This window comes from Alkalimonas sp. NCh-2, from assembly GCF_039631345.1.
Taxonomy (GTDB): domain Bacteria; phylum Pseudomonadota; class Gammaproteobacteria; order Enterobacterales; family Alteromonadaceae; genus Alkalimonas; species Alkalimonas mucilaginosa.
The window spans coordinates 254,571-280,859 of record NZ_JBDIUV010000002.1 but is presented as its reverse complement, the minus strand read 5'-3'; the positions used below and the strand labels follow the sequence as shown (position 1 = coordinate 280,859).

Here is a 26,289-nt window from a genome sequence, read left to right as displayed (position 1 = left end):
TTTTTGTGCTGCGTATTTTCGCCCAGCCATCGGCCAATGGCAAATTTAAATCACACCCCTGGCCGTTAAAACGCTCCTTCAACGTCAATCCTGCGCCTGCCAATACAGCGTCAAAGACGTCTGGCCGTCAATTTTTCCTAGCCAAGACTGATCGATTTCACTAAAATAGCCGTTATAACTCGGCACCCGCACTGGAGAACTCCTTTGCAGCGGGCGCTTTGTATTTAACTTTTTGATGGATAACAGGCCCATGGCACAACATATCTTTACTTCTGAATCCGTATCCGAAGGGCATCCGGATAAAATCGCCGATCAGATCTCTGATGCGGTGCTGGATGCCATTCTGGCACAAGATCCAAAAGCGCGGGTTGCCTGCGAAACTTTCGTTAAAACCGGTATGGTGCTGGTGGGTGGTGAAATCAGTACCAGCGCCTGGGTCGATATTGAAGAACTGACCCGCAAAACTGTACGCGAAATTGGTTATGTGCATTCCGATATGGGCTTTGATGCCGACTCCTGTGCTGTACTCAATGCTATTGGTAAGCAATCACCGGATATCAATCAGGGGGTTGATCGCGCCGATCCAAAAGAACAAGGTGCCGGCGATCAGGGCCTGATGTTTGGCTACGCCAGCAACGAAACCGACGTGCTGATGCCAGCGCCAATCACCTATTCGCATCGTCTGGTGCAGCGCCAGGCACAGGTGCGTAAGAATGGTACCCTGCCCTGGTTACGCCCGGATGCTAAATCTCAGCTCAGCTTTATCTATGAAGATGGCAAGCCGGTAGGTATTGATGCGGTGGTATTATCCACCCAGCATTGCGATACCATCAGCACCGAGGATCTGCGCGAAGCCGTGATGGAAGAAATCATCAAACCGGTACTGCCTGGCGAGTGGCTCACCAGCAACACCAAGTTTTTCATTAACCCAACCGGCCGTTTTGTAATTGGTGGCCCCATGGGCGACTGTGGTCTGACTGGCCGTAAAATCATTGTCGATACCTATGGCGGCATGGCTCGTCACGGCGGTGGTGCTTTCTCTGGTAAAGATCCATCCAAGGTAGATCGCTCGGCGGCTTACGCAGCCCGTTATGTGGCAAAAAATATTGTAGCTGCAGGTTTGGCCGATCGCTGTGAAATCCAGGTATCTTATGCCATTGGGGTGGCCGAACCTACCTCCATCAGTGTTGAAACCTTTGGCACCAGCAAGCTGGAAGAAAGTCAGTTGATTGGTTTAATCCGTGAGCATTTTGATCTGCGCCCATACGGCCTGATTGATATGCTGCAACTAGAGCGTCCTATCTACCTGCCAACCGCAGCCTATGGTCACTTTGGTCGCGATGAGTTCCCATGGGAGCAAACCAACAAAGCTGAAGCGCTACGTCAATACGCCAAATAAGCCCGTATAAACACACTTAAGGAGAGCTCAGGCTCTCCTTTTTTCTGGCTTCAGTACCAGTAAAGGTACACAGTCAACAGTTTCACCAAACTGTTTTTTGTGTATGATAAGGCAGCCTTGTCTGAGAACTGATGTTCAGACCGCTATTACAATCAAAGTTTCAGGGGAACATGGCGCACGCTCGCCCCATAAAAATTACAAGGAAAACCTATGTCCGCACAACAGGCCGCTCCAGCTGAAAAGCAGAGCATGCTCAATCGCGCTCTGAACGCGATTGAAGTGGTCGGGAATAAACTGCCCGATCCGGCTATTTTATTCGCCCTCTTGATGGTATTTGTCTGGGTCGCTTCCTGGCTGCTGTCTGGCGTCAGCTTTAATGAAGTGGATCCCCGTACTGGCGAATCCATTCAAATTGCCAACCTGCTGGCAGGCAGTTCGCTCACAGAATTTACCTCCCGCATGGTCAATACCTTCGTTACCTTTGCCCCTTTGGGAATTGTGCTGGTAGCCATGCTCGGTCTGGGTGTTTCTGAGCATACCGGCTTTATTAATGCAGGCCTTCGGTCTATTTTAAGTGTCACGCCCAAAATGCTGCTTACCCCTGTGCTGATTGCGGTAGGTATTCTCAGTCATGTCGCGGTCGATGCCGGCTATGTACTGGTGATCCCACTAGGAGCCGTGATTTTCTACGCAGCGGGCCGCCATCCGTTGGCTGGTATTGCCGCCGCTTTTGCCGGTGTGTCTGGCGGCTTTTCCGCAACTTTCTTTATTCCATCCAGCCTGGACCCGATGCTGGCTGCCTTTACCCAGGAAGCGGTGAATTTATCCGCCCATCCGGCGGCAGCCGATCTGGTGATCAACCCGCTAAACAACTTTTACTTCACCACGGCTTCCACCTTCCTGGTGATTCTGGTTGGCTGGTTCCTGACCGATAAAGTGATTGAACCACGGCTGAAAAACACTCAGGTAGATGCCGATGCGGCCGACTTACCAGTGATGGATGAGCTGAGCAGCCGTGAGAAAAAAGGTTTGATGTGGGCTGCCTTTTCTATGGTAGCTGCTTTTGTTTTGCTGGTGATTTCCGCCCTGCCGGAAGGCTCTGCCTGGCGCACCGACACAGGTGAACTGGCCGATGCAGCTGCGCCACTGATGCGCTCTATCGTGTCATTGATCTTTATTTTCTTTTTAATTCCGGGCGTCGTCTACGGCTATGTCGCTGGTACAGTGAGAAGCCACCGCGATGTCGTTGAAGGCATGAGTAAAGCCATGAGCGGTATGGGCTATTACATAGTGATGGCCTTTTTCTGTGCTCAGTTTATCTATGCTTTTGGCCAGTCCAACCTGGGAGCTTTGATGGCCATTAAAGGCGCCAACTGGTTAAAAGAAATGGCCTTCCCGATGGGCTTTACCCTGATTGGCATCGTGCTGCTGACCGGTTTTGTCAATCTGATGGTCGGCTCTGCTTCCGCCAAGTGGGCTTTAATTGGCGCCATCATGGTGCCGATGCTGATGGAGCTGGGCGTATCACCAGACTTAACTCAGGCTGCTTATCGAGTGGGTGACTCCAGCACCAACATCATTACGCCACTGCTGCCTTATTTCCCACTGATCGTGGTGTTCTGCCAGAAATACGTCAAATCCAGTGGTATTGGTACCCTCATCTCCCTGATGCTACCCTTTACCGTGACCCTGCTGGTTTGCTGGACCGCTTTCCTGTTGTTGTTCTGGGGCTTTGATATCCCACTCGGTGTCGGAGCCAGCCATAGTTTCCCGGCAAAATAAGCGATCGCTTGCCGAATACCTTTTAGCCACTAAACCCGCTACGGCGGGTTTTTCTTTGGCTATGCGCTGCAAATTGCTACCATAGAGTAATTCGCACTAACCTTAACATCCTATGCGCATACCCAGAATCTTTGTCGACTTACCACTGAATACCTCGTCTTTGTCTTTACCTGACGAAGCCGCCGCTCACGTTGGCCGGGTGCTAAGAATGCAACCAGGTGATGCCTTGCAGCTATTTAATGGTGATGGCAAAAATTACTCAGCCCAGATTGAGCACCTCAGCAAAAAGCAAGTGCAGGTCTCTGTTACCAGTTCAGAGCCAAATGCAACCGAGTCCAACCTACACTTGCATTTGGGGCAAGTGATCTCGCGTGGCGACCGGATGGACTTTGCCATCCAAAAAGCGGTGGAACTAGGGGTAAGTGTTATAACACCTTTATTTTCAGAGCGCTGTGGCGTGAAGCTGGATGGTGAGCGTTTGGAAAAAAAGCAGCAGCAATGGCAAAAAATTGTGCATTCTGCCTGCGAGCAATCAGGCCGCAGCCAGGTACCTAAGATCCAGCCAGCATTACCACTGGCAAGCTGGCTGGCCGAACCAACAAAAGATGTGAAGCTGACCTTGCATCCGTGGGCCAGCGACACCATAAAGACATTAGTGCCAGCCCAAAGCATTCGCCTGATGATTGGCCCTGAAGGTGGTTTTAGTGAGCAGGAAATGGCAGCCGCGCTGGCAGCTGGTTATCTGGGCATTCGGCTTGGCCCTCGCGTATTACGTACCGAAACAGCTGCCCTAACGGCCATCAGCGCCCTGCAGCTGCAATTTGGCGATCTCGCCTGAGGATCTTATGACAGCACTTAGTATCGGTATTGTGATGGACCCCATAGCGGACATCACTATCAAAAAAGACACCAGTTTTGCCATGCTGCTGGAAGCTCAGCGCCGTGGCTACACCATCCATTACATGGAAATGGCAGACTTGTATCTGCTGGAAGGACAAGCACGGGCTCGTACCCGGCTGTTAATGGTAGAAGAAGATCCAACCAACTGGTACCAGTTTGGGCAACAACAAGATATTGCATTAGGGGATTTAGACGCCATCCTGATGCGTAAAGATCCGCCCTTTGATACCGAGTACATCTACGCTACCTACATGCTGGAGCTGGCCGAGCAACAAGGCTGTTTAATTGTCAACAAACCGCAAAGCCTGCGCGATGCCAATGAAAAGCTTTACACCAGTTGGTTTAGCCAATACACCCCTAAAACGCTGGTAAGCCGCGACTCAGCCCGGCTCAAAGCCTTCTGGCAACAGCATCAGGATGTCATCATCAAGCCACTTGATGGTATGGGCGGCGCTTCGATTTTCCGTCTGAAAGCCGATGATCCAAATGTTGGCGTGGTACTGGAAACCCTGACCGGCCACAACAGCCGTTATGCCATGGCGCAACAATTTGTGCCGGCCATCAGCGAGGGTGACAAACGCATTTTAATGGTCAATGGCGAGCCTATCCCCTATGTGCTGGCCAGGATCCCAGCCAAGGGTGAAACTCGTGGTAATTTAGCTGCCGGCGGCCGTGGTGAAGTGCGGCCACTGAGCGACACTGATCGTGCCATTGCCGAAGCGGTGGGCCCAACGTTAAAAGCCAAAGGACTTATTTTTGTCGGTTTGGATATAATTGGTGATAAACTTACAGAGATCAATGTCACCAGCCCCACCTGTGTACGGGAAATTGAAGCCGAAGCTCCCGTGCATATCACTGGTCAGTTGTTTGATGCCATCGAACAACTGCTCGGTCAATGAAGTACCTGGTCTGTTCCCTGCCAACAATAAGGTCGGCAGGTAGCGAATGAAGGAGCGCAGCATGAATACCTTTGAGCATCACTTTTTGATTGCTATGCCATCGCTGCAAGACCCATTTTTCCAACGCAGCGTGACCTATATCTGTGAACACAATGCCGAGGGTGCCATGGGCATCGTCATCAATCACCCACTAAAAGCAACTATAGGCGATTTACTGCAACAACTGGATATCGAGTACGACCCAAAAAATCCGATCACAGAACAAGCCGTCTGTGCCGGTGGCCCTGTACAGGCTGATCGCGGCTTTGTGCTGCACAAAGCACAGCCAGGCTATCTAAGCAGTATGCAACTGGACGATGATCTGATGATCACCACGTCTAAAGATATCCTGCAAAACCTGACTACTAGCGAAGGCCCGGACAAGTTTTTATTGGCTTTGGGGTATGCCGGCTGGGTGGCCGGTCAACTGGAGCAGGAAATCGCCGATAACTCCTGGCTGGTGATCCCAGCCGATAGCAGCATCATTTTTGACCTGGCCCATGCCTACAAATGGCAGGCAGCCACCAAAAAAATGGGCATTGAAACCTGGCAACTGAGCAGTACCGCAGGACATGCTTAATGAGTACAGATAAACACCGCTCAGTATTAACCTTTGATTACGGCACCAAAAGCATTGGCGTTGCTATCGGTCAGGAACTGACCGGCAGCGCCAGTGTACTGGCTGCTTTGAGGGCCCGCGATGGTATTCCTGATTGGGACCAGATTGAAAAAATGCTGAAAGAGTGGCAACCGGATCTGTTACTGGTTGGCCTGCCACTGAATATGGATGGCACAGAACAAGAGTTTACCGTGCGCACCCGCAAGTTTGCCAATCGCCTGCATGGACGCTTTGGGCTGCCAGTAGAACTGCATGACGAGCGTCTTACCACTGCCGATGCCAGACAACAACTCTTTGCTGAAGGTGGCTTTCGTAACCTCAGTAAGGACAAAGTCGATAGCGTCTCGGCGGTGCTTATTTTTGAGAGCTGGTATGAAAACCAGGCCTGACAATCCCCTTATTCAGCCTGGCTATTACCAACACTACAAAGGCCCTTATTATCAGGTGCTGGATGTAGCCCGTCACAGCGAAACTGAAGAATGGCTGGTTATCTACCGACCACTGTATGATGCATCATCACTGTGGGCCCGGCCACTAGCGATGTTCAGTGAACAAGTGCAATACCAAGGTACACAGCTACCTCGTTTTCGCTACCTGGGCGATACCCCTCCAGCCTGACTCTTGCAACCTGCGGCATTGACCGAAAATCCCTTTATTTAGCCGCTCATCACTTTTCTTCCAGCTGTTTTTTTGCACATGACTATCATTTGTGGCATCTACTGCAGCGATTGTAAAAAATCGTTACCAATATTAATTTAGCTGGTTGCAAGGAGAATGCTATGTTTGATGCGACTGAGTGGGCACACGTACTGGAGCAAAGTAACCTGATCTTTTTGCTTTGGTTTGTCCCCCTGTTTTTAGCGATTTATTTTATCCCGACCCTATTGGCGTTGATTTTTAATCGCCGCCATCTTGGCAAAATAGCCATCGCCAATATTCCGACGGGTTTTTCTATGCTTGCCTGGTTTGCCCTGATGGGGGTTGCCATTAGTGGGAAATTGTTAGCATCAAAACAAGGAGCGAAAAATGAGTAAAACAATGTCACAGGGGCTACTGGATATCTACGTAGCACCCAAGCAATTATTAGATGCTCTGCCAGCAAAGAAAGGCTGGAGCTGGCTTCCTTTTATCCTGCTGCTGGTTAGCAGTGCTTTTGCTTCCTGGTGGCTTTTTCAGGGCATGAGCCCAGAGTGGCTGGTAGAACAGCAAATCGCTGCCAGCGCTCACAAGATGACACCAGCAGAGATAGAGCAAAGCCGGGCACTCTTCGGTCAAATGGCCGACAAAATGCCACTTATTGCCTTAGGCAGCGCTATCGTGATGACGCCCATCATACTGGCTTTACTCGCACTCTACCTCATGTTGGTGGGGAACCCTGGCACCAAACGCGCTTACGGTGACTGGTATGCACTGGCAGTATGGAGCTACATGCCCTATTTGCTGGTGATGCTTGGACTGATGGTGTTGATTGCCGTAAGCAACGATCCCAATCTGCCACTTAATGCGGCTAACTTTTTGTCCATCAATCAACTGCTGCTGGGCCTGCAACCTGGCGATGCCTGGTTTGCCTGGGCAGATAACCTGAACTTAATTTACTTCTGGATGGTTGGTTTGATGGCCACTGGTTTACACAGCTGGAGCGGCTATTCGCCGGTTAAAAGTACCTTACTCGCGGCGCTACCATTGTTGATTATTTTTGGTCTTTGGGCTGTCTTTATCTGACTTAGTTGGGGCAACTATGAAAAAGTTGGTTATTTTACTGCTGATTGCTACGCTGCTGGCTGGACTGGTAGCTCTTAGCAAATACCGGCAATCGCAACAAGCTATTAGCGTCAGTACTGTGCTGGTAACCGAAGGTGCTTTAGCCGATAGCATTCTTGCCTCGGGCAACCTGGAGTTTAATACTCAGATCCAGATTCGTTCCGAAGTCACCGGCCGGGTGCTGGAAGTACTGGTAGAAGAAGGTGATACGGTAGCAAAAGGCCAGATGCTGATGCGGTTGGATCCCACGGCTTTTGAAGCCGATGTCAACCGCAGCCGCGCCATGGTGCGCAGTCAACAGATTGATATTGAACGGGCCAAAGCACAACTGGCTGATTTAGAGCGGCAGTTTTCCCGGCAACAACAACTGCATCAAACCGGTCTGGTGCAACAGGAAACCATCGATAGTTTGCAGAGCAAACTGGATATTGCTCACATTAATATAGCTGCCGCCAAAGCAACATTAGAGCAAGGCAAAGCCAGCCTTGCCATGGCAGAAGATAACCTCAGTAAAACTATCTACCGCTCCCCAATTGCTGGCTTGCTTTCTACCGTCGATATCAAGCCAGGTGAAACCGTAATTGCCGGCAGCACCAATATTATTGGCTCACCTTTAATGACACTGGCCGATCCCAGCGCCATTCTGGCAGAGCTTCGGGTTGATGAAGCCGATATTGCCAATGTCCACCTTGGGCAGCGAGCAGAGACTTTCGCCGCTGCTTACCCGCATCAGGCCATTCCCGGCGAGGTTATTCAAATAGCCACCTCAGCCCGTAATATGAACCAAAGCCAAAGCCTGTCATTTCGGGTAAAAGTGCTGCTTCAGCCGGGGGACATCGCCCTGTATCCAGGCATGAGTTGCCGGGCTGAAATTATTTTATCGGAGCAAGATGCCGGCATACAGGTACCCATTGCAGCAATACAGCAGGATGGTGATAGCGCCTTTGTCTGGAAGGTAGAAAATGGACAAGCCAATAAGCAGCCTGTGACACTTGGGCTTGCCACCGACATTGCTCAGGAAATTCTATCTGGCTTAACGGTGGGAGAGCAGGTGATTATTGGCCCGGCCCGTACTCTGCTGCGAATTCAGGATGGCAGCCGCATTAATGCCAGCCTGCAGGAGCCATAAGATGCCAGCATCTGTGATTGAGTTACAGCAAGTCAGTAAAAGCTACCCTATGGCTGGTGAGACCTTTTACGCTTTGCAGCACATTAACCTGAGTATTGCTGAAAACGACTATGTCGCCATTATCGGCCCTTCAGGTTCCGGCAAATCTACCCTGATGAATATACTTGGTTGCCTGGATACTCCCAGCAATGGCCACTATCAGTTGGCAGGTCGGGATGTCTCCACCCTGAACGAAGCAGCACTGGCAGCACTGCGCAATGAAGCCGTAGGGTTTATTTTCCAAAGTTTTAATCTGTTGCCAAGAGCCACTGTGCTAGCCAATGTCATGCAGCCTTTGGTGTACCGGATCATGAGCAATAAAAAACGACAGGCTATGGCACTCGACGCTTTGCAACGGGTTGGGTTGGCCAATAAAACCGGCCACTTCCCCAACCAGTTGTCCGGTGGCCAGCGCCAGCGGGTTGCTATTGCCAGAGCTTTGGTGACCAAACCACGTATTTTGTTAGGCGATGAGCCAACCGGTAACCTGGACAGCAAAACCAGCAGAGAAATCATGGCGCTATTCGATCAACTGCATCAGGAAGGCCATACCATTATTCTGGTCACGCACGAGCAAGACATTGCCGATCACTGTCAGCGGGTTATCCGGCTGGTCGATGGCGAGGTCGAACAGGATGTGCGCAATGAACAAGGAGCACGCTTGCATGTTTAAGTTAATTCATGCCAGTTTTGAAGGCAGTAAAGCTGCTTTTTCCTCCATTCGGGCTCATGCATTGCGCAGTGCCCTGACAACTCTGGGTATTATTATCGGTGTAGCCGCTGTTATTACGGTGGTAGCCATTATGCAAGGCCTTAGCCACAGCATCACCAGCCAACTGGATGATTTAGGCAGCGATATGGTGACCTTGCGGGCCTACACCCCTACCAACCAACAAATGCTGGGAAACTTTAACTACTTGCATCATGATGATTTTCTGGTCTTGAAAAACCGGGTGCATCAGGTCGAAGATATGACCGCTACCATGCAAGCCTTTAGCATGGGCTCACAGGTGTACTATGGCCGCAACAGCACTCAAACCCAGATCATCGGTACCGACAGCAGCTATCAGAATGTCGTACGGGTCTATCCGGAGCTGGGCCGGTTTTTATCAGCTAGCGATGATGACCGTAGGCGGCGGGTGGCTTTTATTGGCGTGTCGCTGATCCAAAAACTGGATCTGCCCGCCAACCCGGTGGGGGAATTTATCAACTTATCCGGCGACTGGTTTCGCATTATTGGTGTGGCTGAAGCGAGAGGCAGTCTGTTTGGCTTTGATCAGGATAACTACATCATTGCCCCTTTCAGTACCATTCGGGCATTAAATGGTGAACGGGCAGCGCGTAACATTGATATCTTGTTTCGTCCTGCAGCAGGTGCAGATCCAGAGCAAGTGCAACAACAAATGCGTACCATCCTCAGACAGCGGCATAAACTGCAAACCGATGAGCCGGACCCTTTTGAATTTGTCAGCGCCGAGCGAATGATAGAGCAATTTAATACCATCACCCGCAGCATTACGCTGGTGGCTGGTGGTGTGGTCGGCATCAGTCTGTTGGTCGGTGGTATTGGGGTTATGAATATTATGCTGGTGTCGGTCACCGAGCGCACCCGTGAAATAGGCATTGTGAAGGCGCTGGGCGCAACGCCGCAATTTATCCTGCTGCAGTTTTTGGTGGAAGCTTTGGTACTGTCTTTATTTGGCGGTATTATCGGCCTGGCACTTGGGGCTGGTATTGCCAGCTTTATTGGTTTAATGTTACCTGCCATGCCAGATGCCTTGATCCCGCTATGGGCCATACTCCTGTCAATTGGTTTTACCACCCTGATAGGAGTGGTTTTTGGCCTGGCCCCGGCCATTAAAGCATCCCGATTAAACCCTATAGACGCCTTACGTTATGAATAACCCAAGCTCTATCTGGCAACACCACTGGCAGCTGTGCTGGCAAAGCAGTAAGCCGTACCGGCTTGGCCAGGCGCTCAGTTTTGTGCTGTTCCTGTTGTTTTATATGCTCTATACCTTGCCTTTTTTTCAGGTTGAACAGCCGGAGTTGGTGCTCATCTTTTTTATTCGCTTCCTGCTGGAAGCCAGTGTCTTTGTGATCCTGAGTCATTTTTTACTACGACCACCACTGAAAATTCATTACCAGCGCGGGTTCTCTCTGTCTGCGCTACTTCAGCTGTCAGGCTGGCTTTGTCTGGCGGCACTGCTATTGGCCACTGTGAGTACTTTTGCATCCTATCTTCCGGCTCTAAGTAAAACCGATATGCAACAAATCACTCTGGTGCAAAAAGATAGTATTGAAGGCCTGCAGATGCAGTTTACATTAACCACGCTCATGATCATGATGTGGTTGATGTACCTTAGTTTGTTTCTCTTTTGGAGCTTAATTTATCTGGGCTGGCAAATGCTTCAAAGCCGCAAAGCGCTGCAGCAGGAAATGCAGCAAGCCCGTTTGCAGCAACTGACCAATCAGCTAAGCCCACATTTTTTGTTCAATACCTTAAACAGCATACGGGCGCTGATTTTTGAAGACCAGCACAAAGCCGCCGATACCCTGACGCAGCTATCGGAATTATTCCGGGTGCATTTGCAAGCCCATCTGCGCCCCACCAGCAGCTTACAAGAAGAGTGGCAGCTGTGTCAGACCTATCTGCATATTGAGCAAATCCGCCTGGAGCAGCGGCTGCAACTTAGTGTCCAGATAGATGATAGTCTGCTGCAACAGCCTTTACCTACCCTGATGCTGTTGACCATGCTGGAGAATGCTATCAAGCATGGCATTAGCCCAAATCCGGAGCCTGGCTTTATTGAATTAACCGCTCGCCGGCAGAAAAGCCACTGGCAACTGTCGCTGCGAAACAGCGTCGGAGCCCAATCCAACCAAAGCTCTACCGGTACCGGATTAAACAATTGCCGCAAACGACTGCAACTGATGCATGGCGATAAAGCCCGGATTGAGCTTGAACAAAGCAGTACTTTCTTCCACCTTACGTTGGAGTTGCCTTATGCTACGCACCCTGATCGTTGACGATGAGCGATTGGCCCGCAGCGAATTAAAACGTTTGCTAAAAGCTCACCCGGAGTGTCAGCTTATTGGTGAAGCAGCCAATGCCAAAGAGGCCCACCAGTATCTGCAGCAGGAGGAGCTGGACCTGGTTTTTCTGGATATTCAAATGCCGGAAGTCACAGGTCTGGAACTGGCGGCAACCCTGCCAGCACAGATCCGCTTTGTATTTTGCACCGCCTATGACAGCTATGCGCTGGATGCCTTTGGCCTGAATGCGGTCGATTATCTGCTTAAACCCATAGCACCAGCACGGCTGGCTCACACCATGCAACGCTTACTGGCAGACAAACAACCGGAAACCAGCAAACCAGCAAGCAACCAGCACTACCTGCCCGAACAGCATGGTATCTTGCTGAAGTTTGGCGACATTAACCGTATTGTGCGGCTGCATGAAATTGTCCGCTTTGAAAGTATTGGCAATCATGCAGCTGTCTATACGCCGCACGGCAAAAGCTTTCTGCACAGCTCACTGGCTCGTATCGAACAAAAGCTAAACCCGGAGCATTTCTTTAAAGTCAGCCGCTCCGATATCATCCGTATTGATGCCATCGCTCATATTGAACCCGGCATGGCAGCGGGCAGTCTGTTGGCAGTACTCAATGATGGCCAGCAGATTGAAGTCAGCCGGCGTCAGGCACAGCAACTCAAGCAATGGTTTTCGGCGTTCTAAAGCCAGGCTGCACAAAATATCACCACTTTATATGATGCAGCGCAAAGCAATTCTGGCAGTTTTTGCTATACCTACTAGTCCATCAACGACAAATTGACCGGAGTAGCAGCATGCCAAAGCAGCATCAACGGATGGGGTGCATTATTCTGGCCGGAGGTAAAGGCAATCGCCTGCGCCCCCTGACCAGTCACTGTGCCAAACCTGCTATTCCATTTGCCGGTCATTACCGGGTGATTGATTTTGTGCTCAGCAACTGCATTAACTCAGAGTGCGATGAGATTTGGGTGTTGGGTCAGTATCAGGTTGATGGGTTGCATCATTACCTGCATCAACAGTGGTCCAAACACCGCTGCCCAGCCGATATGCACCTGGTGAAAACCCGGGATACGCAATTACCAGGCACTGCAGGGGCGATTTACCAGGAATTGCAGCAACTGGAGCACAGCCTGGCCACTCACTTATTGGTGCTAAGCGCTGATCACATTTACAAAATGGATTTCCGTCCCCTGCTGGAGTTTCACCTGGCACAGGATGCCTGCATGACCATAGCGGCCATGCCGGTACCACTGGCGCTGGCACCACACTTTGGGGTGCTGGCGATGGATGATAACCACCATCTGACGGCTTTTTACGAGAAACCGGCCTTGCATCAAATCTGCCATCTGGCCGATGCCAACGGTATGGTGCTGGTATCCATGGGCAACTACTTGTTTAATCGTTCTTGTTTATTTAACGCCTTGCTGGACGATGCCGAGCACCCCTTATCCAGTCACGACTTTGGCAACGACATTATCCCCAGCCTCTTTCGGCATGAGACTGTGTGCGTTTACGACTTTTCCAATCACCTGATCCCTGGTGAAACCAAGCCTTACTGGCGGGATGTCGGCACCCAAGATGCATTCTTCCAGGCGCATATGGATTTACTGGGAGCAAACCCGGCCGTGCGACTGCACAATGAGCATTGGCCGGTCTTTGGTAAAGAACCGGTGGCACCCAGCTATTTTGCTGGTTCGGAAAAAAGCAGTATCCAGGACAGTCTGATAGGTGCTGGTTGCGAGCTGTCGGCTGCCAGCATCCGGCATTCGGTCATTGGCAGCCATTGCCGCATTCATCAGGGTGCAGAGCTGGAGGATTGTGTGCTGATGGGGCAGGTTGAAGTGGGTGCCAACAGCAAATTACGAAAAGTGATTGTCACTGAGAACTGCCGTATCGCTGAACACAGCAGCATAGGTTTCAATGCCCGGCTCGATAGTCAGCGCTATCAGCGACTGCCGTCCGGGCTGGTGATCGTCAGTAGCAGTCAGCTAGGTATCAGCACTTTGCATGATCTGCACTAGCCAGCATGCTGGCGGTACCACTCGCCAATAATCAAGGCTGCCGCTACACTCACATTCAACGATTCAACCTGATCTGTGCCGGGGATCCGCAGCAGGGTATCGGCTTTTTGTGCCACCGCTTTGGAAACACCAAACATCTCTTCGCCAAACACCATCACCGCTTTGGCTGGCAAAGTCGCTTGATACAAAGACTCGCCCTGGTGACTGGAGGTGCTCATCAGCTGATAACCAGCCTGACGGCACAGCAGCAGCGCTTCAGGTAGCTTTTCACAGTGCACCGCCTGCACAAACTCGGCGCCACCGGCTGCAGTGCGTACCGACGCACCCGAATACAGCAACTGCGCCTCCGGCAACAGGATGGCTTTGACACCAAAATGGGCGCAGGTACGGGCAATGGCCCCCAGGTTATGCGGGTTGCTAACACCATCCATCGCCAGGATCAAATCACTGTTGGCGTCTTTTTGCTGACGCAGGTAACGATGCAGCGGCAGCGACTCGGGCTGCTGCACCAGCATCACGATGCCACCATGGTGCTGACTACCAGCCAGCTTATCCAACTCGGCATCCTCCACCAGGTGATAAGCCTTTTTGGCTTTGGCCAGGTACTTCATCATGGCGGCACATTTTGGCGCCTGCTGTTGATTCAGATACAACCGGATAATGGCTTCCGGCCGCCTGGCAAACAGCACCTGACAGGCTTTTTCACCATAAATTTTTTGCTCGGCCGCCCTTGGCGATACCGCCCGCTCTGGCGCTGCTTTCGCTGTTCTGGCAGCCGCTGGCTGCGTAGGCCGCTTGTTTTTTTGGGAGGCATTTTTGCTGGATTTCTCGGCCCAGGGTTTTGCGCTCTTGGCTCGCGCGGGGCGGGCAGCAGGACGTTTGGAAGAGGGGGCGCCGGACATAAACAACCTTGCGATGCATAAAAAACGCTATTGTAGCAGCTGGCATGACAAAACCACCAGAACAGAGTATGCTAGCGCCCCCTTTTTATCACTGGTTGTTTGCCATGCTCAGCTATCGCCACAGCTTTCATGCCGGCAACTTCGCCGATGTGCTAAAACATCTGGTGCAGGTTGCTATTCTTGAGTACCTAAAGCGCAAAGATAAGCCGTTTTGTTACCACGACACCCACTCAGGTGCCGGCCTGTACAGCCTGAGCGGCGAGCATGCCAGCAAAACCGGCGAGTACCAGAGCGGTATCGGGCTGTTATTCAACCAGGCGGTGCCAACCGCATTGGAAGATGGCCCGGTAGGACGTTATCTGCGTCTGTTGCACCAACTGAACCCAGATGGTGCGCTGGAGTTTTACCCAGGCTCGCCATCCATTGCCGCTCAGTTACTCAGACCGCAGGATGCGCTGCAACTGACCGAGCTGCACCCAACCGATTACGGCTTGCTGAGCCAGCATCTGGGCAAACGCAAACACAGCCGGATTGAAAAAATGGACGCCTGGGCCGGGATCAAAGCCATGCTGCCGCCATTGGCTCGACGCGGCCTGGTATTGATCGACCCACCCTATGAACTGAGCCATGAGTACGATGACGTGGTCAAAGGTCTGCAACTTGCCCTGCAGCGATTTGCCACCGGTTGCTACGCCATCTGGTACCCGGTGATTGACCGGGCTCATATCGAGCGTTTTGTGGCCCAGGTTGCCGCCCTGCCAGTGACAGACCTGCTGCGGATTGAGTGGTGCCCGAAAGCAGACAGCGCAGGTTTTGGCATGACTGGCAGCGGAATGCTGGTGATCAACCCGCCCTATCTGCTGGCAGAGCAATGCCGGGCCTTTCTACCCTGGCTGCAACAACAACTGGGCGATGCCGGCCCGGCTCAGGTCACTCAATTGATTGCGGAGGCATAACCGAATGCGTGTTTTATGGGGACTCTTTGTACTGCTATTTTCCGGTGCCAGCCTGGCTTTTGGTCAGATTGGCCATCGCATGATTTGCGAACTGGCCTATGAGCAACTGTCTGTCAGCCAGCAACAACGGCTGGATGCGTTGCTGGCGCATACCGACTTTGACAGCTTTCCGCCTGCCTGCGTTTGGGCCGATCAACTGCGTGGCCAGGAGCAATACGATTTTGCAAGGCCGCATCATTACGTCAATATCCGCCGGCAAGACCAGGCCGTGAGCATGGAGCATTGCCCGGACTATGGCTGTGTACTCTCGGCCATTCACGATCACTATGCCTTGTTGCAACAAGACAGCCAGTCGGCCAAAGCAGCTGAGTCGCTGAAGTTTCTTAGTCACTTTGTCGGTGACTTGCACCAACCCTTGCATGTTGGCTACGATTTTGACCGCGGCGGCAACGACATCGGGGTAATTTTTATGGGGGAAGTACGCAACCTGCATGGCATCTGGGATACCGGTATCTTGCTGCAGCTGGGCTTTCGCGATTACCAGGCCAGCATCGACCGGTTACGCCCACGCTTGAATGAAACCAACTTGCAGCAATGGCAACAAGGCGATGTACTGGACTGGGCAAATGAGTCGGTTGTCATTGTGCAACAGATCTATGCAGAGCATCAACCTGGCAAACCTTTGGATGAACGTTATGCCCTGCATCATCAGCACACCATCGAAACCCGCTTGCTGCAAGCTGCTGCCCGGCTGGCTTGGCTGCTGCAGCAACTTTGGCCAGAGCCTGAGGCAAATTAACCTGCGATAGCAGGGAATAACAGTCCCCTGCCCGCCTTGCTTTGCGGGCAGTGCAATACCTGCTCAGTGGCCCGGATCGCCAAAACCTGACCCGTTGCCGCCAACTCCAACTCTACCCACTGCGTGCCTCCATAAGCTGGGATGCTTTGCCCCAGCTGCAATTGGGCTACCAACTCCTTGCTTAGATTCAATTGCAATTCATCACAAATCGTCAGTTGCCAACTGGCTTCCTGCTGCTGCAACTGCGCTGTGCGGGTATGAATAACATGGCCTCGCTGCAATTGTTCCTGCTGACGTTGCCACAGCTGCTGCAACCGCTCTTCCCGCACGGCCTGGCTGGTAAGCACGGCTCTGGGCTCCGCCAGTCGGTGATACTGCACCTGCTGGTAATCCGCACTGGCCGTCAGTTCAATCTGATACAAGTCAGAGCTGGGGGACCACTGCATCCAACTTAACAACAGCAGCATGGCAGCACAGCCCATCACCAACTGTGAGAGTTGCCACCAGCTTCGCCAGGCTGCAGGTGTTTTATCCCTGGCTTCGCACTCTGCAATCAGTTGGCGCTTTAAAGCTGCTGGCATCTTATGCCCGTGTTTAGCCTGTTGATACAATGACTGCAGCGCGTCATGCTCTGAAGGTGTCTGCTTACTCATTAGACTCTCCCAAACGCGACTGCAAGAAGCGACGCGCATAACGTAGCCGGCTTTTCACCGTTTCTTCCAACTCACTGGTGATACCCGCAATTTGTTCAATTGAAAACCCTTCCAGTTGCAACATCAATGCTTCCCGCTGCAAGAATGGCAAGAATCGCAAGGCTTGCTCAAAACGCTGCTGCCGCTCTTCAGGCCAGCACTGCGGTGTTGCAGGCTCAGGCAACAGTTCCGGGCAAAGCGACGATTGCCAACGTTGCTGGCGCTTCAGCTCATCCAGTAAGGTATGACGCGCTATACTAAACAGCCAGGTTTTGAAGCGACTGTCAGCCCGAAAGTTGTGCCGTTTTTCCATCACTTTCAGCCAGGTTTGCTGGCAAATATCCTGCGCCAGCACAGGATCGGACTGACGCAGTAAAAAATGATACAGATCGTCACCACATTGCTGAATTAAGCCTTCCAACCATTTTGCGGCACCCGTTTTTTGATAATGCTGCATCAAACTATCAGGGCAGGAAGTCATCTCCCAGGGAGCTGAAAACGACAGCATAGGCACACTCCTCTTACCAGTCTGCTAACTACAGCTTAGTCTGCCTGTAAATTAAAATCGAGCTGCACTTGCAGGTTAGTTTGCTTAACCGCTTTGCCAGCAATGATTTTTGGTTGATACCTCCACCGCCGTAAGGCTCGGATAGCTTCCCGGTTAAATACATTGGCCGGCTCTGCCGCCAACACTTCCACATCCTGCACATTGCCGGTTTCATCCACGGAAAAACGCAACTGCACCCAGCCACTGATGCCCTGGCGTGCAGCCTCCACCGGGTATCTGGGCTCTACCCGAACCAGAGGATTGGCACTGCCATCTCTCATACCCACCCCATCCCGGCTTGGCGGATCCACTTTGAATCGCTCAAGACCTGGCGTAAAGCGTGAGGTCAGATCCACCAACTGCTCTGTTGGCTCAGTGGTAAAGGTCATTGTCTCGGGTTGGGTCATTTCTGGCCGTTCCGGCAAGGGTTGCCGTAGCACCGTTGGCTGCTCTTCCGGTGTTTTAAACATAGCTACAGGGATACTTGGTGCCGGCTCAGGCCGCTCACCGATCGGCGCTTTGATGAGATTGTGCATCAGTAAAAAAAGACCAAAAGTCACACTAATCGCACTCATGCAACAGATGGTGAAACGGGATACATTGCTTACAACCGGATGTTCTGAATACGTGCAGCTCGTCATAATAAACTCCTCAGGGTGGTGTTAATACTTAGACGACTGAGGAGTCCAGAGGGGGTTAAATTTTTTTAACGGATCCAGCCCTGATGAATGCGCTTAAAGGTTTCGGTACCGGCACATTCCAGCCATTCAAAGGCCAGCATTTCGCGGTTAATAATGACAGCGCCAGCTTGTTGCATCCGCTGCAATCCTTGTTGTTTATGCAAGGGTTCGCGCGAGCCTACCGCATCGTCTACCACATACAGCTGAAAGCCTGCCGCCAGCATATCCAGCACGCTTTGCAGCACACAGACATGGGTTTCAGTACCCAGCACAATGATCTGCTTACGCTCTAATTCAGTGATCCTTTGCCGTATGGCCGTTTCTTTGTAGGCACTAAAATGCATTTTCTCCAGCACCGCATCATCGGGCAGCAGCTCCGCCAATACCGGGACCGTATGGCCTAAACCGGCCGGATATTGCTCGGTAGCCAGAATCGGCACATCCAGCTGCAGTGCAACTTGCAGCACCCAGGCCGCGGCATTTTCCACCTCACGGTTATCGGCAATGGCCGGTGCCAGCCGCTGTTGAATATCGATCAGCAGTACCAGGCTTTGGTCACGGTCTATCAGCATTGCATTCTCCTAAGCGACAGGCTTCATAGTGACAAAGCCTGTAGCCAAATGCCAGCCTACCTTGGTCGAAGCGGTCGTTTGGCGTGATGACTAACTCTGACCGCGCCACTGGGCGAAACACTCGGACTCGTCTTTGTCTTTATTCAGCAGCAAGCGGGCCAGTACTTTATCGGCCTGCCCCTCCTCACCCGATAAACCAATCCAGGCTTCGACATAATCCCCATCAGCAAGCGCCACCGGGTACAAATCTTCCCAGCTGTCATCCGGTGTTTTTAAATCGACAAAACCCCGGCTCAGATGCTGTTGCTGGTAGTCGGTGTAATCGGCTGGACTCAGGTTGTCTGAAGCCAGCTCTTCAAAGATATCAAAGGCATGATCGCACAGCTCATCCAGCGACCACTGCAAGTTATCTGACATAATGATTTTCCAAAGAATTGCTCTATCGCTATGATAGCAAGTTTCCCGGCAAGGCACAGCCTGATACTATAGACATATTGTTGTTGCTTTGAAAAACCCGATGACCAGCACTCAGCCTGACGTAAGTTCCTTGTACCGCTGCCCACTTTGCAAAGAGCCGCTTATCCCTGAACCAAGTGAGCCAAAGCAAAGTTCCTATCGTTGTGTGAACCGGCATCACTTTGATGTGGCCAAAGAAGGCTACCTGCATCTGTTGCCGGTGCAGCACAAAAACTCCAAGCAACCGGGCGATAGCAAAGCCATGTTGCAGCAGCGGCGACAGTTTTTAGAGTCCGGTGCTTATCACCCCTTGGTCGCTGCGCTGTCGGAGCAGCTACAGCATTTAGCGCCTACCCGCCTGCTCGACTCCGGCTGTGGAGAGGGGTATTACAGTGGTCAGTTGCAGGCAGCTCTGCCAGACACCGAGTTTGCTGGCATGGACATCTCCAAAAGCGCCATTCAACTGGCCGCAAAACGCTACCCGGATATCGCCTTTTGCGTGGCCAGTGCCAAAGTCTTGCCTTATCGCGATCAGCAGTTTGATGCCATCCTGGTACTGTGCGCCCCTTTTGAACTGGCCGAGGTAAAACGTTGCCTGCGCCCTGGTGGCTATCTGCTGCTGGTCACCGCTGCTCCTAAGCATTTGCTGCAGTTCAAGCAAGCTATTTATTCTGAAGTTCGACTGCACAGCGATGCCATTCAGCTGTTACCCGGCTTTTCGCACCAAAGGCGGCAGCATTGCCATTTCATGCTGGAGCAACTGGGTGCGGAGGCTTATCTCAGTTTGCTGGAGATGACCCCACTGGGCTGGAAACTGCCGCAGCAACAGAAACAACTGCTTTGCCAAAGCTTGACGCAGCTGCAGGCCGATTTCTATATTGATAGCTACCAGTATGGATCCTGATCTCACTCAGGACCGTATGGAACCATGAATCGTTTAGACAGGAGCACGCAGTGACCTACCCCCGCATCCTTGGATTTGCCGGCATTGTACCATTTTATCTAAGTTTGATTGCCGTGCTGTTATGGCCACAAAGCCAGTTAGCGCTGGTCGCCCTGATTGGGTATGGAGCCGTTATCTTAAGCTTTTTGGGAGCTGTGCATTGGGGCATGGCCATGCAATTGCCAGAGCAAACACAAGCCTGGCGCAGTTACGTCTTTAGTGTAGTACCCGCTTTGCTTGGCTGGTTGGCACTGATATCGCCGTACCAGCCAGCACTGATTGTACTGGCGGCAGGTTTTGGCTGGGTTTGGTTACGTGAATACCAGAACCCGCCGACTACCATGCCAGCCTGGTATCGACAACTGCGCGGTATGCTGACTGCAGCCATCCTGCCGGCGTTAATCTTAGGGGCTATTTTTAGCGGCTAGCTGAATTTAATCGTCTTCGGTGCTGTGTAGTTCGCTGAACTGCTCAGCTTCAGCTATATGAATGGCGTCAAACACCTTTGACCAAAAATAGGTGCTTAGCTCACTGACAATATTGCTTTCAGCATTCAGCAAGATCACCAGGCCAACCTGGCGATCACGTGAATAAGCCACATCGGCTCGAAAGCCACGTACCCAGCCACCATGATACACCAGCTCTTCATCACCAAACTGGTAGACCCGCCAACCCAGTGCATAGTGTGCATCGCGGATAAACTGCCGCCAATGCCCACGACGTAAGTCCCTGACCGTGCGTACCCGTTTGTCGGTAATGGTTGCCAGCAAGTGCTCAGGCATTACCTCGGGATAATGACCCAACTGCGCCATCACCCAATGACTCAAATCCATCGCACTGGCGTTTACGCCAGCAGCGGGAGCAAAGCGATAGTAACTCGGCACCACGGTACTTTGATACCAGCCCCCCCGCGCCCGCACGTGGGGCATGGCTTTGTTGGCACTGTTCATAAAAGGCTCCATGCCAACAGAGGCGGTAGCCATCTGCAACGGATCAAAAATCAGCTCCTGCATCAGGGTGGCATAATCTTTTTGCGTAGTCTGCTGCACTATGGGCTCGATCAGGCTGAACAACACATTCTGGTAGCCATAGCACTCGCCAGGGGTACACATCGGGTCCAGCTGTCTGAAGTGAGGCAGAATTCGGTCCGGTAGCACATTGGCTTCGATCATATTATCGTAAGCGTTAGGTATAACCCCTGTGGTTTGTGCCAGCAGATGCTCTACCTGCAGGGCTTTATTGTAACGAGCCGAGCGAAACGAGAAATCCGGCACATAATTCACTACAGGATCATTCCAGCTAAAATACCCCTGCTCCGCCAGCACAGCAGCTAAACCGGCGGCAAAGGTTTTAGAGACTGAGGCAATACGAAACACTGTATAAGGATCGACCGGTTCATCCCCTCCCCGGGCGCGCACGCCAACACCACGTACCCGCACAATCTGATTGCCTTCAATCACCGCATAGACACCACCAGGGATATGGTGTTCAGCCAGTTGTTGCTCAAAATGGCGGTCAAACTGTTCAGCAACCTCTGATACAGGGGCTGCTGCCAGCGAGGAAACAACAAAACACAGCCCAGGCATCAGCAGCTTTAGAGCGGCTGATCCGGTTGCTGCGATGCGTTTTGCTGTTAATGGATTCACGTTAAAAACTAACCCGCTTGTACTGGCGATACTCCGGCCGCCAGAAATTCGCTTCGATATTATCCTGCAACTGATTATCACTAATTTCAAGCGCTAATCCCTGTTGCTGTGCAACTTTACCTACCGCAAAAGCAATGCGTTTACTGAGCTCAGCCAGAGCGGTTAGTGATGGCAACAACTCCCCTTCACCGGTATTGGCCAAAGGCGAAGCTGCAGCCAAGGTTTCACTGGCGGCCATCAGCATTTCATCGCTAATGCGTTTGGCTTTCACGGCTATGACTCCCAGGCCAATACCCGGGAAAATATAGCTGTTGTTGCACTGCGCTACAGGGTAACTTCTGCCTTGATACTGTACCGGTTTGAAAGGACTGCCGGTGGCAATAATCACATCCCCTTCCGTCCAGCTAATCACTTGCTCTGGTGTTGCTTCTACTTGCCTTGATGGATTACTTAGCGGGAAAATAATTGGGGTTTTACAGCCTTTATGCATGGCCCGAACCACCTGCTCACTGAACAGGCCTGGTTGGCCAGAGACACCAATCAGCACGGTAGGTTCTGCGCAGTGCATGACATCCAGCAACGACGGATAATCACCGCTGTAGCTCCACCCGGCTAAGGCAGCTTTGGACTGAACCAGCTTTTGCTGGAAATCCCGCAAATCGCCCATCCCCTCGGCAAGAAGCCCAAAACGATCGACCATAAAAATACGACTGCGGGCTTCCTCATCGCTTAACCCTTCGGCCATCATCTGACTGATCACCTGTTCTGCAATGCCACAACCAGCGGAGCCAGCACCAACAAAGACCACTTTTTGCTCAGACAATTTCTGCCCTTTTGCCCGGCTGGCAGCCAGTAAAGAGCCTACAGTCACAGCAGCCGTGCCCTGAATATCGTCGTTAAAGCAGCAGTAACGCTCCCGATAACGCTGCAAGATCGGCATGGCATTTGGCTGAGCAAAGTCTTCAAACTGCACCATCGCATCCGGCCAACGTTTGTACACCGCTTGCATAAACTTCTCGACAAAGGCATCGTACTCGGCCTGATCGATGCGTTTATGCCGCGCCCCCATGTACATAGGATCCTTGAGTAGTTTTTCATTGTTGGTACCCACATCCAACGCTACCGGCAATGTATAAGCAGGGCTTATGCCACCACACGCAGTATACAGTGACAACTTACCGATAGAGATCCCCATACCACCAATCCCCTGGTCACCCAGGCCAAGCACCCGCTCACCATCCGTCACTACGATGACTTTTACCTTGGACTTGGTGGCGTTACGCAAAATAGCATCCAGTTGATCGCGCTCTTCATACGAGACAAAGAGTCCACGCTTGCTGCGGTAAATATCGGAGAACTTTTCACAGGCATCGCCCACCGTCGGTGTATAAATGATGGGCAGCATTTCAGGCAAATGTTCCTGCACCAACCGGAAAAACAAAGTTTCGTTTTTATCCTGAATCGCCCGCAAATAAATGTGCTTGTTAATGGCACTTTCAAAACTGGAGTACTGCATGTACGCCCGCTTTACCTGCTCTTCTATACTTTCATAACGCGGTGGCAATAAGCCGGTTAGGTTAAACGCTTCCCGCTCTTCTTTGCTAAAGGCACTGCCTTTATTCAACATCGGAGTTTCCAGCAGAGCCGGACCAGCGTAGGGAATATAGAGCGGACCTTGCTTCTTGGGCGTCATTACTGCAGTTCCTTATCCTGAAAATATGAACACAATTTGGTGGCGGCGAAGTATACCTGATCACGCCTGTTGCGGCCAATCATCAGCAACAGCACGACGGGCAACAACCAAAGTACTGCTCCCCCTGAGGATCCTGATGGCTCCGGACTTGTAGCCTGCCCCTGCACGGTAATGACGACCGTATCGCTACTGCTGCTACGAAGATCACTGGCCGTTAACTGAAAACGCAAGCTTTGTGTCTGCGTCAAAGTTGGGCTAACAAAACTGCTATGCAGACTATCAGCATGACTTAGCTGCACCGGAGCTCCCTCTAATTGCAGCCAGCGATACTGTAAAATTTCACCATCGGCATCACTGGCACTGCCTTGCAATTGCACCTGGCTACCTGCACTGACGGTACGATTCTCTCCGGCAGACACCACCGGCGCCTGATTAGAGCAATCCTGGTTTACCTCAAGAAAGCTAATCGCTTGCAACCACTGGTAGTAGTCGCTGTTGCGTGGTTCACACAAGCGAGTTTCAACGTAACTGAAGCCTTGCAATTGACTGAGCTGAGTCAGGCTTTGCGGCAAACTGCCTTGCAAGTTGTTATTGGACAGATCCAGCCAACGAAGGCCATTTAAATGACTTAGTGTCGAAGGCAGGCTGCCACTGAAAAAATTATTCGACAGGGCCAGTTGCTGCAATGCACTCAATTGCCCCAGCGTTGCTGGCAAAGCGCCACTAAAGCCATTGTGACTAAGATCAAGTTGTTGCAACTCTCTAGCGGTTCCTATCCCGGCAGGGATAGGCCCTGTCAGGCTGTTACCAGCCAGATCAAGCACAGCCAGTGCCGGCAGCGCGCTGTAATTAAGCTGCAACTGCCCACTCAGGTTATTCTGTGCCAGCTCCAGCGCTGTCACATCCCCGCTCTGGCAACGAACACCGTACCAGCTACATATTGCACTGTGCTGTAACCAGCCATTGCGCTCAAACCAGCCGGGTCCCCCTGTTTGATAAAAAAATGCCAATAAGGCTTCACAGCTTTCCAGCGACACTTCACTGATATTGTTCTCAGCACAAAAGTTCGCTTGCTCTGTCTCTACCCGCACATCCCCATCTGGAAATCGCAAGGTAGCTGGCACACCATCAAACCACCAGCGCCCACTATGAATGCCATCACCCGCAAAACGATCCGGTGCCTGACCCGCATCATTCAACACAACCAAATCACCGCTTGGTTGCACCCGCAACTCAGGAGTCGGTTCGGAACCCAGGCAATTCATCCCTAATAACTGAATATCCAACCAACTGCCGGCTTCCAGAAACACTGTATCGGTTGTCGGTTTTAGCCGCCGGAACAACTGCTGCGTCGAACAGTGAAAAGCACCGTTGGCACCGTCTGCTGCCAAGACCAGCTTACCGGCCATGGTATGATGTTCAATTCGCGTATCCATAGCTTCGGCGCCAGCCACCAGCAGATGGTGTTTCAGTGCTTGGGCATCCAGCTCAGGCTTAGCAGATTTTAGCAACGCTGCCAGACCTGAAACCACAGGTGCTGCCATTGAGGTACCGGATGATAGGGCATATTGATCATCAAGAAAGGTACTCAATATTCGAACACCAGGAGCAGACAAACTTACATGATCGCGACCAAAATTACTGAAAGTGGCCAGTTGGCTTGCTTCATCATGGGCCGCCACACTAACCACATTGGGTAAATCAAAGGCTGCCGGGTAAAACGGCAAGCTGCTGGCACTGTTGCCCGCACTGGCGACAAACAAAATGCCAGCCTCATGATGCTGTTGCACCGCCTGGTACAAGGCTTCAGAAAAAGCAGAAGATCCCCAGGAGTTGTTGGTAGCTACAATCGGAACGCCATAATTTAGTTTTAAATCAAGAATATAATCCAGGCACTCGATAGCATCGCTGGTAAAGCCATCGCCCATATCATCCAGAAACTTACACGGCAAAATTTGCAGCTGCCAGTTTACCCCGGCGATGCCTCTCTGGTTGTTGCCAGCGGCAGCAATAATGCCTGCAACCAGAGTACCATGACCATCATCATCCATCGGATCAGATGTCTTGTTAGCGGTATCAATACCACGCACATCATCGATGTAACCATTGCCGGTATCATCCTGACCATTAACTTGTTCGAGTGGATTGTGCCAGATATTAGCGGCCAGATCCGGATGGTTGTAATCAACCCCCGTATCAATCACCGCCACTACCAACTGCTGATTGCCGGTGGTTTCTGACCAGGCCTGCTCGGCCTGAATACCTGGTAGCGCCTGCAAATACCATTGTTGGGAATAACGGGGATCATTCGGCTGTTGGGTTTTACGCACTTTGTAATCCAACTCAACCGAGCGAACGCCAGGCATTGCCTGCAGTTCTGCTTTAGCTTGCTGCAAACTGATTCCTGCCGGACGACGTACCACAGCTTTTCGCGGAAGTTGCGAGAAGCGTGAGGCATCTTTTAAATAGTGTTGCAAGGGCCCGGCTGATTCAGCCTGAGCCGACTGGGTTTGCACACGCTCGGAGCCAGAGGTAAAGGTTACGATCAATCGTTCAGGATGATAATCCCTGGCCAGCGGCTCAGCTTGAACCGATGCCAGACTTACCCCCAACATCAGCCCACCAAACAACCATGCACTTTTACTCATCAGCAACCTCTTTCAATCTACCACTCTGTAATCATAGTACCTCAGTATGCGACCAAGCGATCATTTTTCAGGGTAAAGCACGCAGCTTTACACAACCTTTACGCTGTATGGT

At 51.7% G+C, this 26,289-nt stretch carries 28 protein-coding genes; 19 read left to right on the top strand and 9 right to left on the bottom strand.

Annotation, left to right across the window (positions count from 1 at the left end):
- The first annotated feature begins 250 nt into the window (after positions 1-250).
- From metK to ABC502_RS06435, 15 genes are all read left to right on the top strand, one after another.
- Complete coding sequence (gene metK / locus ABC502_RS06505) at positions 251-1,399, top strand: methionine adenosyltransferase (protein WP_345915296.1); 1,149 nt, start codon at positions 251-253, stop codon at positions 1,397-1,399.
- 210 nt (positions 1,400-1,609) lie between these two features.
- A complete protein-coding gene (locus tag ABC502_RS06500; protein ID WP_330086226.1) occupies positions 1,610-3,181 on the top strand; it encodes an AbgT family transporter in 1,572 nt (523 codons plus the stop codon).
- A 112-nt stretch (positions 3,182-3,293) separates the two neighbouring features.
- Positions 3,294-4,019 carry a 16S rRNA (uracil(1498)-N(3))-methyltransferase gene (rsmE, locus tag ABC502_RS06495; RefSeq protein WP_345915295.1) on the top strand — a complete coding sequence of 242 codons (726 nt, stop codon included), beginning with the start codon at positions 3,294-3,296 and terminating at the stop codon, positions 4,017-4,019.
- Between the two features lie 7 nt (positions 4,020-4,026).
- Positions 4,027-4,980, top strand: a complete 954-nt coding sequence (gene gshB / locus ABC502_RS06490; protein ID WP_330086224.1) for a glutathione synthase — start codon at positions 4,027-4,029, stop codon at positions 4,978-4,980.
- A 61-nt stretch (positions 4,981-5,041) separates the two neighbouring features.
- Positions 5,042-5,599 (top strand): YqgE/AlgH family protein, encoded by a 558-nt coding sequence (locus ABC502_RS06485; RefSeq protein WP_330086223.1) that lies wholly within the window; start codon positions 5,042-5,044, stop codon positions 5,597-5,599.
- Complete coding sequence (ruvX, locus tag ABC502_RS06480) at positions 5,599-6,027, top strand: Holliday junction resolvase RuvX (RefSeq protein WP_345915294.1); 429 nt, start codon at positions 5,599-5,601, stop codon at positions 6,025-6,027. The genes ABC502_RS06485 and ruvX overlap by 1 nt, the downstream gene beginning before the upstream one ends.
- Entirely contained in the window at positions 6,011-6,256 is a 246-nt protein-coding gene (locus tag ABC502_RS06475) for a DUF1653 domain-containing protein (RefSeq protein WP_330086221.1), read from the top strand. The genes ruvX and ABC502_RS06475 overlap by 17 nt, the downstream gene beginning before the upstream one ends.
- Before the next feature lie 161 nt (positions 6,257-6,417).
- Positions 6,418-6,672 (top strand): superinfection immunity protein, encoded by a 255-nt coding sequence (locus ABC502_RS06470; RefSeq protein WP_345915293.1) that lies wholly within the window; start codon positions 6,418-6,420, stop codon positions 6,670-6,672.
- Positions 6,665-7,360, top strand: a complete 696-nt coding sequence (locus ABC502_RS06465) for a YIP1 family protein (protein WP_330086219.1) — start codon at positions 6,665-6,667, stop codon at positions 7,358-7,360. The genes ABC502_RS06470 and ABC502_RS06465 overlap by 8 nt, the downstream gene beginning before the upstream one ends.
- Positions 7,361-7,376: 16 nt before the next feature.
- A complete protein-coding gene (locus ABC502_RS06460; RefSeq protein ID WP_345915292.1) occupies positions 7,377-8,528 on the top strand; it encodes an efflux RND transporter periplasmic adaptor subunit in 1,152 nt (383 codons plus the stop codon).
- A 1-nt stretch (position 8,529) separates the two neighbouring features.
- The gene (locus tag ABC502_RS06455) at positions 8,530-9,240 is read left to right on the top strand and encodes an ABC transporter ATP-binding protein (protein ID WP_330086217.1); all 711 of its coding nucleotides are present in this window, start codon (positions 8,530-8,532) and stop codon (positions 9,238-9,240) included.
- Positions 9,233-10,471 (top strand): ABC transporter permease, encoded by a 1,239-nt coding sequence (locus tag ABC502_RS06450; RefSeq protein ID WP_330086216.1) that lies wholly within the window; start codon positions 9,233-9,235, stop codon positions 10,469-10,471. The genes ABC502_RS06455 and ABC502_RS06450 overlap by 8 nt, the downstream gene beginning before the upstream one ends.
- Positions 10,464-11,597 (top strand): histidine kinase, encoded by a 1,134-nt coding sequence (locus tag ABC502_RS06445; protein WP_345915291.1) that lies wholly within the window; start codon positions 10,464-10,466, stop codon positions 11,595-11,597. Before ABC502_RS06450 ends, ABC502_RS06445 begins: the two co-directional genes overlap by 8 nt.
- Positions 11,575-12,306: a response regulator gene (locus tag ABC502_RS06440; protein WP_345915290.1), complete on the top strand. Its 732-nt coding sequence runs from the start codon at positions 11,575-11,577 to the stop codon at positions 12,304-12,306. The genes ABC502_RS06445 and ABC502_RS06440 overlap by 23 nt, the downstream gene beginning before the upstream one ends.
- Positions 12,307-12,416: 110 nt before the next feature.
- The gene (locus tag ABC502_RS06435) at positions 12,417-13,643 is read left to right on the top strand and encodes a sugar phosphate nucleotidyltransferase (RefSeq protein WP_345915289.1); all 1,227 of its coding nucleotides are present in this window, start codon (positions 12,417-12,419) and stop codon (positions 13,641-13,643) included.
- On the opposite strand, the gene ABC502_RS06430 is transcribed toward ABC502_RS06435, so the two are convergent.
- Positions 13,640-14,545 (bottom strand): tRNA/rRNA methyltransferase, encoded by a 906-nt coding sequence (locus tag ABC502_RS06430; RefSeq protein ID WP_330086212.1) that lies wholly within the window; start codon positions 14,543-14,545, stop codon positions 13,640-13,642. The genes ABC502_RS06435 and ABC502_RS06430 overlap by 4 nt on opposite strands.
- 104 nt (positions 14,546-14,649) lie before the next feature.
- Here ABC502_RS06430 and rlmJ point away from each other — a divergent pair, with 104 nt between their 5' ends.
- The gene (gene rlmJ, locus ABC502_RS06425) at positions 14,650-15,501 is read left to right on the top strand and encodes a 23S rRNA (adenine(2030)-N(6))-methyltransferase RlmJ (protein WP_345915650.1); all 852 of its coding nucleotides are present in this window, start codon (positions 14,650-14,652) and stop codon (positions 15,499-15,501) included.
- Positions 15,502-15,505: 4 nt separating this feature from the next.
- Positions 15,506-16,300: a S1/P1 nuclease gene (locus tag ABC502_RS06420; protein WP_345915288.1), complete on the top strand. Its 795-nt coding sequence runs from the start codon at positions 15,506-15,508 to the stop codon at positions 16,298-16,300.
- Here ABC502_RS06420 and ABC502_RS06415 read toward each other — a convergent pair.
- From ABC502_RS06415 to ABC502_RS06395, 5 genes are all read right to left on the bottom strand, one after another.
- Positions 16,297-16,953 carry a hypothetical protein gene (locus ABC502_RS06415; protein ID WP_345915287.1) on the bottom strand — a complete coding sequence of 219 codons (657 nt, stop codon included), beginning with the start codon at positions 16,951-16,953 and terminating at the stop codon, positions 16,297-16,299. The genes ABC502_RS06420 and ABC502_RS06415 overlap by 4 nt on opposite strands.
- A complete protein-coding gene (locus ABC502_RS06410; protein WP_345915286.1) occupies positions 16,946-17,500 on the bottom strand; it encodes a sigma-70 family RNA polymerase sigma factor in 555 nt (184 codons plus the stop codon). The genes ABC502_RS06415 and ABC502_RS06410 overlap by 8 nt, the downstream gene beginning before the upstream one ends.
- Positions 17,501-17,535: 35 nt before the next feature.
- Complete coding sequence (locus ABC502_RS06405) at positions 17,536-18,180, bottom strand: TonB family protein (RefSeq protein ID WP_330086208.1); 645 nt, start codon at positions 18,178-18,180, stop codon at positions 17,536-17,538.
- A 65-nt stretch (positions 18,181-18,245) separates the two neighbouring features.
- Positions 18,246-18,791 carry a hydrolase gene (locus ABC502_RS06400; protein WP_330086207.1) on the bottom strand — a complete coding sequence of 182 codons (546 nt, stop codon included), beginning with the start codon at positions 18,789-18,791 and terminating at the stop codon, positions 18,246-18,248.
- 90 nt (positions 18,792-18,881) lie between these two features.
- Positions 18,882-19,208 carry a DUF440 family protein gene (locus ABC502_RS06395; protein ID WP_345915285.1) on the bottom strand — a complete coding sequence of 109 codons (327 nt, stop codon included), beginning with the start codon at positions 19,206-19,208 and terminating at the stop codon, positions 18,882-18,884.
- Between the two features lie 100 nt (positions 19,209-19,308).
- On the opposite strand from ABC502_RS06395, the gene ABC502_RS06390 reads away from it, so the two are divergent.
- Together ABC502_RS06390 and ABC502_RS06385 are read left to right on the top strand one after the other, a co-directional pair.
- On the top strand, positions 19,309-20,151 hold the full coding sequence (locus ABC502_RS06390) for a putative RNA methyltransferase (protein ID WP_345915284.1): 843 nt from the start codon (positions 19,309-19,311) through the stop codon (positions 20,149-20,151).
- A gap of 50 nt (positions 20,152-20,201) precedes the next feature.
- Positions 20,202-20,618, top strand: a complete 417-nt coding sequence (locus ABC502_RS06385; RefSeq protein WP_345915283.1) for a DUF3429 domain-containing protein — start codon at positions 20,202-20,204, stop codon at positions 20,616-20,618.
- 6 nt (positions 20,619-20,624) lie between these two features.
- On the opposite strand, the gene ABC502_RS06380 is transcribed toward ABC502_RS06385, so the two are convergent.
- Genes ABC502_RS06380 through ABC502_RS06370 form a run of 3 tightly spaced genes read right to left on the bottom strand, consistent with a single transcriptional unit; the run spans position 20,625 to position 26,177 of the window.
- Positions 20,625-21,836 carry a serine hydrolase domain-containing protein gene (locus tag ABC502_RS06380; protein WP_345915282.1) on the bottom strand — a complete coding sequence of 404 codons (1,212 nt, stop codon included), beginning with the start codon at positions 21,834-21,836 and terminating at the stop codon, positions 20,625-20,627.
- A 1-nt stretch (position 21,837) separates the two neighbouring features.
- Positions 21,838-23,529, bottom strand: a complete 1,692-nt coding sequence (locus ABC502_RS06375) for an NAD-dependent malic enzyme (RefSeq protein WP_345915281.1) — start codon at positions 23,527-23,529, stop codon at positions 21,838-21,840.
- Positions 23,529-26,177 carry a S8 family serine peptidase gene (locus ABC502_RS06370; protein ID WP_345915280.1) on the bottom strand — a complete coding sequence of 883 codons (2,649 nt, stop codon included), beginning with the start codon at positions 26,175-26,177 and terminating at the stop codon, positions 23,529-23,531. Before ABC502_RS06370 ends, ABC502_RS06375 begins: the two co-directional genes overlap by 1 nt.
- Positions 26,178-26,289: the final 112 nt, after the last annotated feature.